General features: G+C 39.9%; 16 protein-coding genes. 7 read left to right on the top strand and 9 right to left on the bottom strand.

Annotated features, from left to right (window positions below; all coding sequences use genetic code 11):
* The coding region (locus tag MED121_RS07160) for a tetratricopeptide repeat protein (protein WP_036178916.1) at nt 1–1,112 on the top strand (1,112 nt) is incomplete at its 5' end.
* Between the two features lie 33 nt (nt 1,113–1,145).
* On the opposite strand, the gene MED121_RS07155 is transcribed toward MED121_RS07160, so the two are convergent.
* Both MED121_RS07155 and MED121_RS07150 read right to left on the bottom strand, forming a co-directional pair.
* On the bottom strand, nt 1,146–1,994 hold the full coding sequence (locus MED121_RS07155; RefSeq protein ID WP_009832981.1) for an alpha/beta hydrolase: 849 nt from the start codon (nt 1,992–1,994) through the stop codon (nt 1,146–1,148).
* A gap of 40 nt (nt 1,995–2,034) precedes the next feature.
* Nucleotides 2,035–2,448 carry a MarR family transcriptional regulator gene (locus MED121_RS07150; RefSeq protein WP_036178914.1) on the bottom strand — a complete coding sequence of 138 codons (414 nt, stop codon included), beginning with the start codon at nt 2,446–2,448 and terminating at the stop codon, nt 2,035–2,037.
* A gap of 254 nt (nt 2,449–2,702) precedes the next feature.
* Between MED121_RS07150 and MED121_RS07145 the strand changes: the two genes are divergently transcribed.
* Nucleotides 2,703–3,095, top strand: coding sequence for a VOC family protein (locus tag MED121_RS07145; protein WP_009832979.1), 393 nt, complete (start codon nt 2,703–2,705; stop codon nt 3,093–3,095).
* Between the two features lie 38 nt (nt 3,096–3,133).
* On the opposite strand, the gene MED121_RS23640 is transcribed toward MED121_RS07145, so the two are convergent.
* The 7 genes from MED121_RS23640 to MED121_RS07110 all read right to left on the bottom strand — a co-directional run bounded on the left by MED121_RS23640 (nt 3,134) and on the right by MED121_RS07110 (nt 12,411).
* A complete protein-coding gene (locus MED121_RS23640) occupies nt 3,134–3,847 on the bottom strand; it encodes a helix-turn-helix domain-containing protein (RefSeq protein ID WP_009832978.1) in 714 nt (237 codons plus the stop codon).
* Nucleotides 3,848–3,870: 23 nt separating this feature from the next.
* Nucleotides 3,871–4,230, bottom strand: a complete 360-nt coding sequence (locus tag MED121_RS07135) for a hypothetical protein (RefSeq protein ID WP_009832977.1) — start codon at nt 4,228–4,230, stop codon at nt 3,871–3,873.
* Nucleotides 4,231–4,236: 6 nt separating this feature from the next.
* Entirely contained in the window at nt 4,237–5,568 is a 1,332-nt protein-coding gene (locus MED121_RS07130) for a DEAD/DEAH box helicase (protein WP_009832976.1), read from the bottom strand.
* A 204-nt stretch (nt 5,569–5,772) separates the two neighbouring features.
* The gene (locus tag MED121_RS07125) at nt 5,773–6,000 is read right to left on the bottom strand and encodes an EF-hand domain-containing protein (RefSeq protein WP_009832975.1); all 228 of its coding nucleotides are present in this window, start codon (nt 5,998–6,000) and stop codon (nt 5,773–5,775) included.
* Nucleotides 6,001–6,262: 262 nt separating this feature from the next.
* Nucleotides 6,263–8,473, bottom strand: a complete 2,211-nt coding sequence (amt, locus tag MED121_RS07120) for an ammonium transporter (protein ID WP_009832974.1) — start codon at nt 8,471–8,473, stop codon at nt 6,263–6,265.
* Between the two features lie 351 nt (nt 8,474–8,824).
* Nucleotides 8,825–11,290 (bottom strand): EAL domain-containing protein, encoded by a 2,466-nt coding sequence (locus tag MED121_RS07115; protein ID WP_009832973.1) that lies wholly within the window; start codon nt 11,288–11,290, stop codon nt 8,825–8,827.
* A complete protein-coding gene (locus MED121_RS07110) occupies nt 11,287–12,411 on the bottom strand; it encodes a substrate-binding domain-containing protein (RefSeq protein ID WP_009832972.1) in 1,125 nt (374 codons plus the stop codon). Before MED121_RS07110 ends, MED121_RS07115 begins: the two co-directional genes overlap by 4 nt.
* Nucleotides 12,412–12,487: 76 nt before the next feature.
* Between MED121_RS07110 and MED121_RS07105 the strand changes: the two genes are divergently transcribed.
* From MED121_RS07105 to MED121_RS07085, 5 genes are all read left to right on the top strand, one after another.
* Nucleotides 12,488–13,606: a substrate-binding domain-containing protein gene (locus MED121_RS07105; protein ID WP_009832971.1), complete on the top strand. Its 1,119-nt coding sequence runs from the start codon at nt 12,488–12,490 to the stop codon at nt 13,604–13,606.
* A gap of 564 nt (nt 13,607–14,170) precedes the next feature.
* Entirely contained in the window at nt 14,171–14,707 is a 537-nt protein-coding gene (locus MED121_RS07100) for a hypothetical protein (protein WP_009832970.1), read from the top strand.
* 142 nt (nt 14,708–14,849) lie between these two features.
* Nucleotides 14,850–15,761: a LysR family transcriptional regulator gene (locus tag MED121_RS07095; protein ID WP_009832969.1), complete on the top strand. Its 912-nt coding sequence runs from the start codon at nt 14,850–14,852 to the stop codon at nt 15,759–15,761.
* A 192-nt stretch (nt 15,762–15,953) separates the two neighbouring features.
* Nucleotides 15,954–16,802: a hypothetical protein gene (locus MED121_RS07090; RefSeq protein ID WP_009832968.1), complete on the top strand. Its 849-nt coding sequence runs from the start codon at nt 15,954–15,956 to the stop codon at nt 16,800–16,802.
* A gap of 315 nt (nt 16,803–17,117) precedes the next feature.
* Nucleotides 17,118–17,417, top strand: coding sequence for a type II toxin-antitoxin system RelE/ParE family toxin (locus tag MED121_RS07085; RefSeq protein ID WP_009832967.1), 300 nt, complete (start codon nt 17,118–17,120; stop codon nt 17,415–17,417).

Raw genomic sequence — 17,417 nt, 5'->3', positions numbered from 1 at the left:
TGATTACTGCAGAGGGTGAGCAGGAAGGAAAGCAGATAAAACGCCTGGATCTTGCTGTCTCCATGCCGGATGTCGCCAGTGAGATCTTTCGTGAAATAAGACCAAATAGCCAACTTACCGAACTAGATGCGTATGCCTATGTACCTAGTGCCATGCATGACTTTGCCAGAGGTTTACAGGCCCTACAAACGGATGGTTATGTGTTAGCTCAGTATTATTTCAAAGCCTCAATGCAGATTGATAAAAGCCATACTTGGTCCGTGCTTTATCAGGCGATCAGCCAATACCAACTAGGGCAATGGCAAGTGGCAGAGTCTGTATTTAGAAAGCTTGTGAATAACAATAAAGAAGCTGCAATTTTAGAATCTGCTCATTTTTGGTTAGCCCTTATCCACTATCGACAAGGTGAACTTGAGCAGGCACAAACTGAGTTAGAGAGCAGCCAGCGCTTTTATGTGGCTAATCAGCAAGACCTAGTACAGAGTTTAAGGACCCAGTTACAGCACAGAATTGATAAATTGCAGTCGGCTCATTTAATGGCCAAAGACAAAACTGTCTTGAAAGCTCTTGATGAAGATGCTTCATCATTAAAAGGGCCTTTATTGGATGTACCACTTTTTAGCCATGACAGGCTGATGGTCCTGTTAGCAGATAAACCTCAGACCAGCCTAGAGTATGCTGAGTTCGAAACCTTAAGTAGAGAACTTACGTTAAAAGGTCACAAGCCTGTCTTGTTTCGCCTTTTGTTAAAGCAAAGTCTCAAACCTAGTTTAACTTGGATCGTGAGAGACAATTTAGTCGCTCGTGCGATCGACATTATCAGTGAGTTAGAACAACCCTATGATCTCGCTATCGCTTGGTTGATTCGTGGACGTTTGGCTATGGCAATGCAGAATAGCAAGGCAGCTATGTATTTATCTCATGCCAATGACATAGCAAGAGAGTTCGAGGCAAAACTCTTGATCAGAGAAATTGAAATTTACGCCTTATTAAATGAAGCTCAGCTTGAGGCATCTGCATTAAAGAAAGGTGTTTTATTAGAGAGATTAAAAGCGCTTCAAGAGGGGTTAAGTCAAGACCAGCTAAGTCTCTTGAAACGGCTTTCAAAATAGCATCTAGATTTCAAATTAGCATCTGGATTACTTTTATGATTCTAGCGCATTTAAAAAGTACTTATCCCAAAGGGTACGGTATCTCTCTTTGTGCCAGCCAATATGACCAATGCGTTTTTGCCCGATATCAGAGGGTGTGATTTTTACCATGCTTTGTTTTGAACCAGTAAAAAAGCTGTGTAGCATGGTGATGTTTTTCATCGACATCATATCGTCATCACTAAAAGCAAACGCAGTAATTGGCATCTTGGTATTGGCAAAGCGCTCCTTTAGCCAGTCACCTTCATAGCCAATGGCGTAATCTTCTTTTAAACACCAGCGACGCCATTGCATGATGACACCTTTGGGCAAGTTACACATTATCTTGAGTTTATCTCCAGGGAAATAGCCCATGAGAGGCACCACAATAGGCACAAGAAAGTACCATAAAAACCAAGCTGCACGTTTAGTGGGTTTGGCGTTATACCACCAAGTGCCGGTACCTGCACCAACAGTAATTGCCTTGTCTATGGCATGGGTGTCTTCCATAAAACCTAGCATATGAGCGCCAACGCTGTGTCCTATCCAAGTGATCTTCTGCTCTGGATAAGCGTGTTTTACAAAGTTTAAAACCGTAGGGCAATCATGTTTGGCCCAGCTTAATTTATCGCTTTTGCAGTATTTAACATGGCGATCAATCGACTGGCCGATACCATCATAATCAAAGGTAACAGCCGTATAATTATGCTCAGTTAGCCAGTTGGCAAAATCATTATATAAATGCTGGGCCACGCCGGTTGCTGTGGCAATGATACAAACCCCTTTGCTCTCTCCTTGTGGAGAGAATATTTGAGCGGTAATTGAATGGCCTGCCGTGGTTTCTAAAATTTTTGTTTCCATCATGATCTCTCATCAGAGCAAAGCTTGCTCCTTTAGACATTGGTTAAAAGCGCTGGATAATAAAGTTTAAAAACTTCAGCACGGTTTGGATTTCTTCTTTACTGAATTCATCACTAAACAATTCATTTAACTGGTCAATATAGGGAATTAAGTCTTTGGCTTTTTGGGCACCAATAGGGGTGGGAAAAAGCTTCATCGCTCTCGCATCTTCGGTGTCAGTAATGCGTTCAACGAAATCATTTTTTTCCATCCGTGCGATGAGCCCAGTGATAGCAGACTTATTCAAACATATGGCTTTTGCTAATTCTTTTTGAGAACAGCCTTGGTGCTTCACCAAATATAAAAGGGCAGCAAGTTGAGTCACTGATGCCTCAAATTCTTTCTCACATACTTTATCTAGGTGATTGAAAAGCTTGCGTTGAGCCATGCTAAGTAGAAAAAAGAGACGCTTATCCAAAACTTAAAAGATCCTTAAAAATTAAATAGTACGTATATGAACTAAAATTAGTTTACATGCAAACTAAAAAGAAATACAAGAGGATGATGAAAATAATCTGCTGTCGCATATCTTCAAGACAGCCTTAATACACCTAGCTAAGCTGTACTCTTTTAAGAAGAAGTGAAAGACAAGATTAGGCCCTAACACACTGCTTTTTTAGTAATTTTCTAGTGCTTAGCCTTGGTTATTAAGCAGTTTAATGGAGTGGAAATATGGCAGATCTAACTTTTAAATATACAATTTTATATGTGCAGAATGTATCTGAAACCTTGGCTTTTTATGAGGCTGCATTTGGCCTTAATAGGGCTATGCTGCATGAAAGTGGTGATTATGGTGAGCTAGTGACAGGCAATACTAAATTGTCATTTTCGTCCTTAGCCTTGATGACCTCTCTGGGTAAAAAGCCCGGAACACAAGCAGACTTAAATGCGTGTTTTGAAATTGCGTTTGAGACCACAGATGTACCAATAGCTTTAACTAAGGCGTTAGCGGCTGGGGCGAGTTTGGTTCAGGATGTGGAAACCATGCCTTGGGGTCAAACCACAGCTTATGTGAAAGATTTAAATGGTTTCTTGGTGGAGTTGTGTTCGCCAGTTGCTCTTTAGGTTTCGAAGTTCATCTTCGCTGATAAGTTTATTTGAATTTAGAAAAGATCAAAACCATAACCTGTACTGTCTAATTGGGCCATTAACATAGGGTTATTGAGCAGTTGTGTTGGGCTAAGTTTAAACCAATGTTGAAACTCTCGACACATATGGGATTGATCCGAATAACCATATAAAACAGCGGTGTCAGCCATGGTCTTTGTTTGGCCTAAGTGCTTGGCTGCTTTGCGTGCTCTGGCTAACTGGAGCCAGTAGCTAGGGCTTTTATCTGTTTCCCTGATGAGCATACGTTGTAAGCTGCGAGTGCTCATGCCGAGTTGTTTTGCTGCTTGGGTAACATTGAATAAATCGCTGGCTAAGGATGTCAGTGCTTCTTCCACACAGGGCTTGATAGACGTGACTTCATTAAGCATGTCTTCCAATTGGCTAATGGCTTTTTGATCCTGGCTAATGGCTTTTTCATCATGGCTAATGGCTTCATTATCAAGCTTAAAAAGCGGCATATATTTGACGAGCTTTTCTTGCTCTATCTTCACGCCAGGCTTTAAACGAAAGCCAAGAGTATGGGTGTTTGCTTGAGTTTGAACCGCTTGAGTATGTTCAAATAGAGGGGAAACAAACCACAAAGAAGGATGAGTTCGATTATTCACTTGGTGGGTCTTGATAATGAGATCACGACAGCCATCAGGCAAAATTAAAATGCTGCCATTAGAATGGGAGTGAGCTGACCAGACATCTGTGATGTGACTCATGTGTTCCTCCCATTGTTAGTGTTTTAAAGGTTTCCTAGCCTATGGTTCCATTTACCTTGGTGTTCTTCAAGACAGGCCTCTTCACTATCAAATTTAATTTGCTTAAAGCTATCTTGCAACTGGATGCCGAGTGGTTTTAATTCAGACTGAATCAGCCGGCTCATTTCTTTTCGCTTTTCTCCACCTGTCGGGCTACCTATAAAATGGCTTACCTGAGCGCGAGTTTCAAAGACACAAGTCACCTTGATGGAGCGAGATATATCATTGAAATCCACTTGGTGGGTTAGCCATTGGAAACCCTCAAAGGTCTCCATGGCTTGGTCACAGACCTTAGTAAGGGCTGTGATTATGGCTTTTTCGTGTTTCTTGTCTGTTTTTTTCATGACAAATTATTTATGCCTTGGGGCTCTTTTTTTCTCAGGTTTAGTATTAGCTGTTTTGTTGCTTTTTGGCTGTGTATCCTTGCTAGGTGCTTGTTTACCTTCAGCATCAGGACGGTTCGCTTTACGCACATAATTCAAGATAGAAACAGGCACAGTTTTACGTACAGGGAAGCCTTCGATTTCTTTACGCTTTATAATATGTCCTAAGCGACTTTCAATCGCACATAGGTTCTTAAAATCTCCCATAGCGACAAAAGAAACAGCTTCACCCGCAGCGCCAGCACGGCCAGTTCGGCCAATTCTGTGGATGTATTCTTCTGGTTTGAAAGGTAGATCATAGTTAACCACGCGCGTTAGGTCGCCAATGTCTATGCCTCGTGCTGCAACACCGGTTGCCACAAGGTACTTAAGCTCACCCGATTTAAACTCAGCGAGGACTTTTTCACGCATGGATTGGCTTCTATCCCCATGGATACAATCTGCTTTGATACCGCGTTTTTCTAACTGGCTAACCAACTTAGCCGCACCGTGTTTTTTCTCAATAAAGATAAGGGCCTGATCCCATTCTTGCTCTTTGATTAAATGGCTCAAAAGGGCAGACTTGGTATCTTTATCTACGGTAATCAAGCATTGATCTATGCTTGATGCTGAGGTTTCTTTAGGGGAGATGTTGATCTCTAAAAGGTCATCATAAAATTCTTTGTTTTCCATACCCACACCTGAAAAGGTGGTAGATAAATTGCGAACATGGTCATTTAAAGTCGCGGAAAATAACAGGTTTTGTCTATCGTCAGGTAATCGATCGATAATATTATAGATGTCATCGATAAAGCCCATGTCGAGCATTCTATCGGCTTCGTCTAGTACTAAGGTTTCAACTTCATCAAAATGTAGTGCGCGCTGGTGGACCATGTCAACCAAGCGGCCAGGTGTTGCAACCAAAAAGTCGACACCTTCAATTAAACGCTCTTTTTGAGGGACTTCATCAACACCGCCATAAAGTGCCATTGAGGTAAAATCTAACTCTTTGCCATACTCTGCGATGCTTTCTTCAACCTGAGTGGCCAGTTCTCGCGTTGGCGTTAACACCAAGATGCGAACACGTTTTCCTCTGACCTTAGTTTGGCCGTTATAACGTCGATTACGGAAAAGCTTTTCTAATAGGGGTAAGACAAAACTTGCGGTTTTACCTGTCCCTGTTTGAGACGCTGCTAACAGGTTTCTATCCAGTAAAATGGCTGGGATGGCTTGTTTTTGGATAGATGTAGGCTGGGTGTAACCCAACTTGGCAACCGCATTCAGAATAGGGGTGCTTAGTCCAAGTTTAGCGAATGACATAAAATAGGTCTCGATAGGGAGCAGATCAGGAGGACGTGCGATGGCGGGAGTATAACAGTAAGTTAATAGGAGAACATGGAAAGCATCAAATTATTGGGTAGAGGGAGCAAGGCTAAAAAAGAGAGTCTCATTGCTATGATAAGTCCGTTTTAAAACTAGGGCCTAACCTTCCTTGGTATGACCACTCATTTTAGTGCTTTTGGCCTACATCAACTCTTTTAGGCTTATAAAGCCATCGTTGTTTTGATCCAGTTTATGAAAGTAATATTCAGCCATAGCGATCAAGTCAGGATTAGAAAAGTGCTCTCTCAGTTCGTGATCTGTAGTGTAAAAGGTTTTTAATTCTTGTTTCGAAATTTTCCCATCACCGTTCTGGTCTCGGGCTTTCAACCTTTCATTAGCAAGTTCTATGATTCGTTCTTGATTGTTCATGCTTCACCTCATTAGTTTATGTCACTTTCTAATGGGTATTAAATACAAAGCTTGATTGGCTAACGCGGGAAAATTCATGGATTTCGAGATGTCATAGAATCTCTGTATATCAAAAATTATGATTATAAAAACAGCGCTTTCTCATTCTTTGTACGGCTAGAATCTAACTAAGTTTGTGTTAAACACTTCCCAATGAACATCAGCATAATTAACTATTCAGACGCTCAGCACCCTAATATAGGTGCTGACGTAAGGTGAAGTTTTAATGCAGTCTTGTGCTGGTCTTAAAGCTTGAAGTTACATCTTCAAAGGATTTAGACACATTTGTTAGCTCAAGGCTTGAGCTCTCAATGGAGGAGATCTTATTCAGATTAGTGGTACAGGCATGTTCGATGTCTTCAACGGCACTTAGTTGCTGAGAAATATTATCTTTTTCACTTTGGGCCATTTCATTAATGATACTATTCGCACTCTGTACTTTGATTATTTCATCGTTACTTCTCGATAATCGCTCTATCGTTTGGCTCATTAAGTTGTTACTTTCTCTGACTTTTAATCTGTTATCATCCATTAAGTTATTTGCATGTGTTGTTCTGTTTTGCAGACTGTCAATGACAACGCTGATTTCTTGTGTTGCCAGATTGGTTTTACTAGATAGTTGGCGTACTTCATCGGCCACGACAGCAAACCCACGACCGCTCTCTCCAGCGCGTGCAGCCTCTATGGCTGCATTAAGAGCAAGTAGGTTTGTTTGTTCTGAGATCTCTTGGACACCAGATAGAATGTTTATAATCTGATCGCTGTCCTGTCTTAGAGCTTGCATTATATCGTAGGCTTCATCTGCTTTAGATTGCATTTCAAGCATCATAGCTTTCATTTCTTCAATCATTTCTAATGATTCAAAAGAGCTACTTTTAACATGATTTGACCTTTGTGTGATGTCCATGGTCAGGTTTGCAAAGTTGTGAAGTGAGTCATGCAACTCTGCGGTGGACTTAGTGATGTTTGCAATATCTGCTAATTGCTTTTGCACGGCCAAACTAATATCAGATGAATCTAGGTTCATATTGTTGGTATGGTGTTTTAAGTTTTCCACTCCTTGAGAAAAGTTCGAATAGGTTTGTTCAACTTGGCTTAGAAGCCTATTAAACATTACAGCAATATCGCCATTCTCTGTACCATTTTCAACCTCAAGACGCTTTGTCAAATCGGCAATTGCATCGGGATTACTGTGAGCGTTAACGAATTCTTGCATTGCACTTAGGGTTTCAATAATGCCACTGGTGGCACCATGTTCAACAATATTCAGGCCTTCTTTTTCGTGCTCTGGATCCACTCTGAGTTTATTAAAAGCTTTTAGCCCCCAAAACATAATGAGGCCTGCTGAGAAGGACCAAGCAAATACAACCAAGACACCGGTTAATTGAATTGTGAATTGATCAAAACGACTGACATTGTTTAAATTTTCAATAGGAGCAACTAACGCCAACATTAAGGTTCCTACAACACCTGCAACACCATGGACTGCAATAGCGTTGACCGGATCATCTAATTTAAATACATGAAGCATCATCTCTTCACTAAAGTAGACAATCGCACCTGTCACTAAACCAATAATAATGGCCCCACTGGGAGTAACGACCGCGCAACCTGCCGTAATACCAACTAGGCCGCCAATGACACCACTTAGAATTTTTTCAATGTCAATGGTCTTTTTATTGTTAGAAACTGCAATAACAAAGCACATAATGGCAGACGCTGATGCTGCCAACATGGTATTTGCCATAATACCTGCAATGTCTTTGGTTGCAGCAAGCGTACTTCCTCCGTTGAAGCCAAACCAACCGAAGAAGAGAATAAAGGTACCAATAACAGCCAAGATAAGGCTATGACCATGAATCTTCTTTGCCTTACCTTCAGCATCAAAGCGACCGATACGAGGCCCAAGCATGATAACACCAGCTAGACCAACCCAAGCCCCAACAGAGTGCACAACGGTAGAGCCTGCAAAATCTATCATGCCTTTTTCAGCTAACCAGCCACCGCTTTCCCATATCCAATGTCCTGAAATCGGGTAAATAACAGCTGTTAAAATAAGAGAAACAACAACATAGGACATAAACTGCATTCGTTCAGCAACAGCGCCACTGACGATTGTCGCTGCGGTGCCTGCAAAGGTAGCCTGAAATACAAAAGAGGCAATATCACTTGGCTCACTTAGGCCTTCAAGCATAAAAGCACTGGTTCCCCACAAGCCCAAAGTATCGCTACCAAACATTAAACCATACCCAATAAACCAAAATGCAAAGATGGCAACGACAAAATCTGTCATGTTTTTCATTGCAACATTAATGGAGTTTTTTGCTCTGGTAAGACCTGCTTCAAATGCTGTGAAACCTGTTTGCATAAACATGACTAGAGCAGCAGAAATCATGATCCAGATAATATCGAGTGTTGGTTGAATTTCTTCCATAGTGGTTCGACTCTTAATTCTTTTTGAACGGGGTTAAGTGCTTAAACATACTCTTATAATGTGACATTTGAGTTGTATGAATGCAGGTTTGATGCCGAATAGAGAAAAAATGGAATAAAGTTCTAGAAAATCAACTTAAGTGATTAAAAACGAAGTAAATTTTAGAGGGGGTTAGTGAAGTTAAAAAATTATATTCGTAATTTCTAATGTTTTAGAGGCGCTTATATATGATCTCAAAAAATAGGCGCACCAATTTATCTCATTAATATGTTTGGGATTTTTGGGATGCACTATTTCGGTTCTTTAACTAGCTAGTCGCTCGGCTAAGGCTTTTAGGTTGGCTAGGTTTAGTTACTTATCTCCTTGATTCGCTTCAAAGTATTCTAACCAATTCGTCACAGGTAACGGCTTGGAGAAGTAGTAACCTTGTGCACGTTTACAGCCCAATTGGATGAGTTTATCTAAATGCTGTTGTGTTTCGACACCTTCTGCAATGACAGACAAATTTAGAATTCTCGCGAGTTTTAAAACAGCGTTGGTAATTTCATAATCAAGTTGCGAGGTGTCTAAGTCTTGGATAAAGCTACGATCCAGTTTTAGGTAATCGGCTGATAAGTTTTTGACGACAGAAAGTGACGAATAACCTGTACCAAAATCATCAATAGCAATTTTATAACCTTGGGCTCTGAGGATCTCTATGTTGTGCACACAGGTGACAAAATCACGCATCATGTCTCGTTCGGTAATTTCTAAAATAAGCTGATGAGGCTGACAATTAGTTTGATCCAGAATATTTTTTAATTGATCTGCTAGGTCAGGCATATAAAACATGCGTGCTGAAAAGTTTACTGAGAAGTGAATGCCATCGAGGTTAACGCCTTCAGCTTGCCATTGGCTGATTAAAGAAGCGACCTTCCTAAACACCCATTTATCAATATCTACAATAAGATCTGTTTTCTCAGCTATCTCTAAAAAGTCGACAGGTTGTAGTAGCCCTAATTTAGGATGCTGCCATCTGACTAAGGCTTCGGCACCAGTAACATGTTTGCTGTTTAGGTCGACTTTAGGTTGGAAAAAAACCACCAGTTCATCATTTTTGATCGCTTGGCGAAGGCCGACATTAGTCTCAATAATATCGGTCACTTCCAGTGTCATTTTATCCACATAAATACGATATTGGTCTTTGCCGTTGCGTTTTGCATGGTACATGGCTGTATCGGCATTTCTAATCAAGGTCTCTTCATCGTGACCATGATCGGGGAACTGACAAACCCCAATACTAGCAGACACGAAAACACTCTTATCATCGATATAATAAGCTTTACGTAGGGACTTATTGATACGTTCTGAAATGAGCTCACCGTGTTTTATGCTTTCAACATCATCCACAACAATCATAAACTCATCGCCACCCATACGAGAGACAAAGCCAATGTTTTGGGCTAATTCTTCTAAAATTCTAGCAACATTGATCAGTAGGTTGTCGCCAGATGTATGGCCCAAAGAATCATTAATGGTTTTAAACTCATCAATATCTAAATAGATTAAGAGGAAGCAAGTATTTTGCTCTTCTGCTTTTTTTATTTTGGCATTGAGTTTCTTGGTGCCCAAAAGTCGATTTGCTAGGCCTGTGAGTGGGTCGTGGTGAGCAAGGAAGTCAAAGTTTTTCTTCTCTTCATTGAGATCTGAATAAGCATCCGACAGTCTCAGTGCCATCTTATTAAAGGTATTTTCTATATGGCTCCATTCATCACTTCGATTTAAATCAATGGGTTTGTTGATGCCGTTTGATTCAATTTGATCAAACCCTTCACTCAGATCATCAAGGGGTTTTCGTATGTGTTTTTTGACCACTAAACTGATCAGTAAAATGGATAATAAGAAGGCGAATATACTAGTGACTATGGCGTTAAAACGAGACTTACCTATTTCTTTCTTTAAACTATCGGTTAATGCCAGCGCTTCAGCTTGAACTTTTTCTTCGGTGATCTCAACCATAGAGAGTAGATTGTTTTGCGCATTAACGAGGGCATCCATGACAACCCAACGTTGTTCTAAATTAGCTTTTATACGCCTAAGAGCCGCATTATATTTTTGCAAAGTACGCTTCATCTTCTTTTTTTGCGTATTTAGCATAGGGGTTTGTGTATCAACGTTTTCTAGATGTAAAAGTAGTATGTCTAACTCTTTTTCTACTTCTATGATCAAGACTCGTTCCGTTTCTGGCGTAATACGGCTGTGAATATTTCCGACCATTTTCCCCGTCATTAAAAAAGATTCACGCAACATAGCGACTAGACTAAGTTTATTGTAGTCATTCCAATCCTCACCCTCGTTAGCATCAAGTAAATTCTTATCAGCTATGTGAAATTCTAATTCATCTATTTGCGACGCTAATAACTCATCAATTTGATCCGTCTTTTTCAATATACGATTAAGAGACAGTGAGCTGCCTAGAAAGCGATGGAAGTTATCGATAAAGACATCCATTCTTTTGGCGAGAACTGGGTTTGTGGATAGCTCTCTAAGGGTTTGTAGTTCCAAGTCAATATGGAAGGCTTCTTCGGATAAGGTGGTTTCACTAAAAAGGAAGGTTTGTTCCAGCAGCTTTACCCTGGACGTTAATTGGAATACACGACGACTAATATCGGAATGCTCGGTGAGAACGGCTAGGTGCTCATGGGCCTGAGTCTTTAAGGTAGATTCCACATAATAAAGGGACCTGATCACCATAAGTATGGCAAAGCTAACAATGACTAAAGAGAGTAAATTAGAGAATATTAGACGTTGAGTTATCGTGACATCTCTGAACTTCATTTACTGCTCCAAATGTTTAAATAAGTTTCACGATATCCATTTTTGGGGTCATATATCCCTGTGCTTTTATTGTTAATTAATTCATCTACGTTGTTAGGTATCACCAAGTGAACAGGGGTCGAGTAACCACTAGGAGGGTGGTTGTTAAAGGCTCGGTTAAGCTCATCGATAATCTGCCAACCATGTAAATATAAGGGCTCAGGTACGGTTGCCAGTTGAAAGCGTTGCTGGCTGATCCGTCTGTAAGCGGCTTTACTGCCATCGCCTGCTGAGATATTTAAAGGGATGGTTTTTTGCTCTTCTAAACGTGATTCAAAAGAGGGGATAGCGTAGTCAATATAAAGGTCATTGATAGCTAGAATATGGGTGACCTCTTCACCATAGGCTTGCCAAAGCTTATTTAAGGTAGCGGGCATTCTTTCAGCAATTTGATCCAAGGGGAGTGGGTTTAATTCCATTACGCTACATGAAGAGCAACGCTTGAGCGTAGCCACCATTGCGTTGGCTTTTATCGTGGCAATTTTATAATTTGGGTCAGTAAAAACGATGGCTTTGGCTTTACCTTTTGAATTCACCACAGCGAGAAGGGCGGCAACTTCGGCTACTTCTAAAGGGTCTGTGGTGATGTTGGTATAGAGTCCTAGGGCTTCGTTTTTTCCTGCTAATTCGGCTGCATGCCAGCCAACGACGACTATGCCAAGCTTGTTTGCTTGAAGTAATGTTTCCTTGTGTCTGAGGGCATCAATCCCACCTAATATAATGGCATCAGGTTTAAAATTAATGGCTTCTCTTAAACCGGCTCCTTGGCGAATCTCAGATCCGCGGCTATCAATAAATCTCAGATGCCAATCAAGGTTGGAGACGGCTTCAGATATCCCTTTTGCAACACCATAAACGCCGCCATTTCGAAGATCAGATGCGACGAAGATAATATTTTTTTTGCTCACCAATTTAGGCCCTTCTTTTGGGCCATCCCACTTTTGGTTACTGTCTATCGCTTGTTCTACTTTCTTTGTCGCAAATTTTAGAAAGTCAGTATCTACATTATTGGCTAATGATTGTGGTACATAGCAACTTAAGACAGCGAATATTATTAGTAGCGTTTTTTTGATTAGCATCATCTTATATAAGCTTAAATTATCAATTTTATTAGTATAAGATAAGAATATTCCACATTCTGTTTAGTTGGTGTAAACCATGTATATACGTGCTCTTGGCTCTTTTAGTAAGGTTTTTTTGCTGATTATAATAAGTATTTCTACTTGTCTTAATGCCAATGAATTAGCCGAATCTGGGTTAGCAAAGCAACTGACTGAGCAAGAAAAACTTGAACGATTTCAACTGACTGTGAATGATCAAGCGGTGCCGGTTGACCTCAAAATTCAGCAACCCGTTCGTATTGCCATTATCTATCCAAGTGCCGATATTTCTGATTTTTGGGTGCGTAATTACACGGCCATGACAGAACGTTTAATGGAATTAAAGTTACCTTTTGTGATTGACCAATACTCTTCTAGGCAGATTGAGCATGCCTTACAAACTCAGCATACACGTGCTGTTTTAAGTAGCGAAAAAGCCTACGACTTTGTGATTTTTGGACCTTCTGAGCTTGCGCTTCAATCGGTAAATATTCAAAAACTGGCTGCATCAGAGCAATTTAAAACCTTCATCTGGGCGTTTCATACTCCGAATCCAAGGTGGGAACATCAGCCTGATGCCTGGTTTGATTTCTCAAGTGCTATGGGGGCTGAGGTGCTTTGTCACTATGTGATTGAGCGTTTGGGTGACAATATTGAATTTGCTGCCAATAGGGGGATTCCTGGTATAACGGATACCCAACGCTCTCAAGGTTTTATTGATTGCGTCGAGAAAAAAGCGGATTGGCTTAATATGTATGAACATTTTGGACAGTATCAAAAATTAGGCGGATCCGATGGCGTAAAACTGTTTTTGTCTAACTTTCCGGAAGTGAAAATGGTCCATAATGCCAATACCGCCATGACAATTGGGGCTCTCGACACCCTTGTTGAAGAGAGCAAGTTATCTGATATTTTTGTTACGGGTTGGGGAGGCACAGCGAAAGAAATTGAAAAAATAAAAATGGGTGAATTAGGCGCAACGCCGATGCGAATGAGTGATGATCTTGGGGTTGCGACAGCCGAATCCATTAAGTTTCATATTCAAAAAAGAGAGTCAGATATTCCACACACATATCTAGGTAGAATCGTTGTTGTGCACGATAAAATGACCCATGAAGAGCTAGATGCCTTCACCAAAGAAGCCTTTAGATACTCAGGTATAAAGCAGGATGAATAAGGCTTTACTTGGTCAACTTCATTGCTAAGCAGTCTTTAACTCGTTCGCACTTCAACAGCAGCGAAAAAGCATCCTTAATGGCACAGTTACCACGAAAGTGGATGCCTTTGTTGGGTTTAACGTTAGGGGCATCCTTATACCTGACCGAATTATTGGAACAAATTTAAATAGAGACCGCCTAGAACAACTATTAAAAATAATAGGTTCGAGAGTAAACTGATTTGCTTTTGATATTGCTGATCTAGCGTTTCAAAAAAATACTCTAATATCGCTACGAAAGCGTCCTTGCTTAAGAACTTTTTTAAGATTTTTTCCTCAATGTAAAAAGCTTTTATTGATATCTTTTAATCACTGTTTTTAATAGGTGAGTGTAGATATTACTTTTTTACTTTTTAACAAAACCTTTCTTATCATATCAGTGTAAAAATCGTATATAAATCAATGTTTATGCATGGTTTCTATACAGATCTGAATAGGTTTTTCTCTATTATAAACGGCTCTTTTTAAGTAAGATTTTGCTCGAATAGACAGGACGTATGAAACGTAAAAGTAAGGAAGGTGTAAATGAAAAACTGGTTGAAAAAGCGATTAGTTGCCGCTTTTATGTTTATGCTGTTTAACGTGCATTTCGCCCATAGTTTTGAAGTAGCCATCGATCCTGTGCCGTTTTTACTCAAAGGCTACTCTCTGCATCTAGCACAGACCATTGGTGATAAACGTTTTGATATCGGTGTATTTAAATTGGAGGCTGGGGACGACATTCATGGCAATGATAACTTTGATATGGCGTTTGAGGGGGTAGGCATCAAATACGATCATCTTTTTAATCATGACCAAGGTGTTTTTGTTGGTTGGGAGTTGAATGTCGCTGATGTCACTTATACCCATACCAAGAGCAAAGAAGTATTTGAGCGCACTGTTATCACCACTGCCCCAAGGCTAGGGTATCGTTTTGTTAAAGATAATAATTTCACCATCACACCTTGGTTAGCCTTAGATATTTTGCTCTATGATGGTAACTCGGTCGAGAGTGACGGTGACAGTTTTGAAAATGAGAAGGTGCAGCTCTTTCCCTCTATTCATTTTGGATACAAATTTTAGTATCAGAAAATCATTCCTATTTTGTTTAATGGATTAATGAGTATTTAAAATATAAAGTTGGCTCATATAAGGCGCCTTATCTTTTATTGAATTAATAAGATTAAAACCAGGCGCTCTAATGTGGTTTAACAGGAGCGTATAAATGCGGAATAATCTTTATGATAAACAGGCTAAACTAAGTATTTGGCTGCAAAGTTTTTATCATATTGCCAGCATAGGTAGCTTTTCAAAGGCGGCAAAAGTGCTAGGACAGTCACGTAGTACTTTAACGAATCATATTGCTGAATTAGAGTCGCTTTATTCGGTCAGCTTGATAAACCGAACCACAAGGAGCTTTGCTTTAAGCCAAGAAGGGGAAGCTCTTTTAGTACATTGTCAAAAATTAAATACGATTTTATTTGATAGCCATGCTTTGTTATCGAGCTTTTCAGATAATCACGAAGGCCTGTTGCGCCTTCAAATTCCCAGTGTACTAGATACTAAAAACTTCCACCAAATACTGAGTTTATATAAACAAGCCTACCCTCAAGTCGTTTTAGATATTGTGGTTAGCCAAGAGCTTGGTGACCTAGTGGAAGATAATATTGATGTGGCGCTAATACTGGGGGACCTAGAAGATACGAGTTATATAAGTCGTGAATTACTCAGTATTGCTTCCCATGTTGTCTCTAGCCCAAGCTTTTGGAAAAACCGACAAAAACCAACTCACCCTAATGAATTAAAAACCTTACCTTGTATTAATTACCGTCATTGTAGGACAGGTAATCAATGGAGTTTCAGTGAGCAAGGTAAAATTTTTTTGGTCGATATCGGTCCTTCTCATATGTGTCACTCGGATGAAATGCTTCTCTCTTTTGCCCTCGATGGCTCTGGTGTCACAACCTTGCTGGACTTTACCTGTCGTGAATACATCACTGAGGGCAAGCTAGAAACTTGCCTTGAAGGTTGGACTTATAACATCCCTTTAAGCGCGCTTTATCAAAGACGAGATAAAACGCCCTTAAGAGTCAAAAGCTTTGTCGATTTTCTGGTCCTGCATATGCCTGCTCTTTAATAGAGAGCACTATTTGTTTTCAAGTATTGGAAACAACTTGTCTGATTTTCTGACATCTGCTGTCTGAGTAATTGAACCGAGGAATCTGTAGTCTTGATGACGAATGAATAAGTGCCAAACAGCACTTGTTCAAGCTTCACTTTCATACTGCTTTTTAAGCTTGTGTGATGACCATGGCAGGCTCAGAAACCTATGTTCCAAAACCATCTTAAAATCCTCGTTTCAAACTTTATTTGGGGCTCTATTCCGCTGTATTTTTTCTTCATAGGAGAATATTCCCCTTTATTTTTATTAACGGTGCAAATCACGAGCGCTTTTTTTGCCTTGCTTGTGCTGACTTATCTGTTTACCCCAATTCGAATCAAGGTTCAGGATATAAAGCGAAGTATGGTGCCAACGGTTTTTCTTTCAATTAACTGGGGAGGGTATGCGTTCGCGATTAAATCAGGCTATGTGATTGAAGCGAGTTACGCTTATTTGATCCTACCGATTTTATTTTTATCAGTTAACTTAGTTTTAGGTAAGGATAGGCAATTAAGTACCAAGTTCTGTGTGGCTCTTACTTTAATTATATTGCTGCTAGAGTGTTTGCTAAGTGGTGTATTTCCACTAATTGGACTTGGAATCGCCCTCTCATTTTTAGGGTATGCGCTCTGGCATACTAAATACCAATTGAATCCTATCAAAAATTTATTACACGAAACCTTACTCATGCTACCTGTGTCCTTTGTCATCTGCTTTATCTATGACGACACAAGCTTAACGACACTCAAAATAGAATCACTCTCAGCGTTATTTTTACTGGGTATATTAACCGTGACACCTCTTGCCTTATTCGTCAGTGGTGCTAAAAAAGTTAACTTTAAAATCTTACCTTTATATCAGTTTATTTCCCCTGTGATAGGCATGTTGTTAGGCATTTACCTATATCGTGAGCCCCTAGACACTTGGCGCCTTACTGCTTATGTCTCACTGATATTGACGCTTGTTGTTTATAATCTGTATCACTTGAATCGAAGGGGAAACCATCTGGTTTCTTAACCCATTCTTTAAACATTAAATTAGATTTTCAAACCATGTTGGAAATAAACCAGCACCTTAAATAGATGCCGGTAAGGTTTGATTTAATGAAGCCTTGTATTCGTTTTAAAGTTTGAAGTCACTTCTTCAAAGGATTGAGATACGTTTGTAAGCGCTAGACTTGAATTACTCTCACCTTAGTCATACATAATATTTCCTTTTTGAATCAAGAGTTTAAAGGCTGCAAAATGACACATTTGGTTCCTTCTAGTGAGGGCATATTTAAGTTAGCCATTTTCACTTTACACCATGTATCCTATAGGCTACTATTTTTTCATGAAATACTTAATAGAAAAAACGGACTTTTTCGACAAGTGGCTCACAAAACTGAAAGATAGAAATGCCAAGTCAGCGATTTTAATGCGTATTATGCGGGTCGAAAATGGCAACTTTGGTGATGTTAAAAGTGTCGGTGTGCCAATTCAGGAGATGCGAATTTTTGTAGGTAAAGGCTACCGCATATATTTCACTGTGCGTAATGACCGTATTATTTTGTTGTTGTACGGTGGCCACAAAGGCACACAAAGTAAAGATATTGAAAAAGCGCATCAATTACTAGCAGACCTGGAGAGTTAG

This window comes from Marinomonas sp. MED121 (assembly GCF_000153025.1).
GTDB lineage: Bacteria > Pseudomonadota > Gammaproteobacteria > Pseudomonadales > Marinomonadaceae > Marinomonas.
The sequence above is the reverse complement of the archived record's forward strand: the minus strand, read 5'-3'. Positions and strand labels throughout refer to the sequence as shown.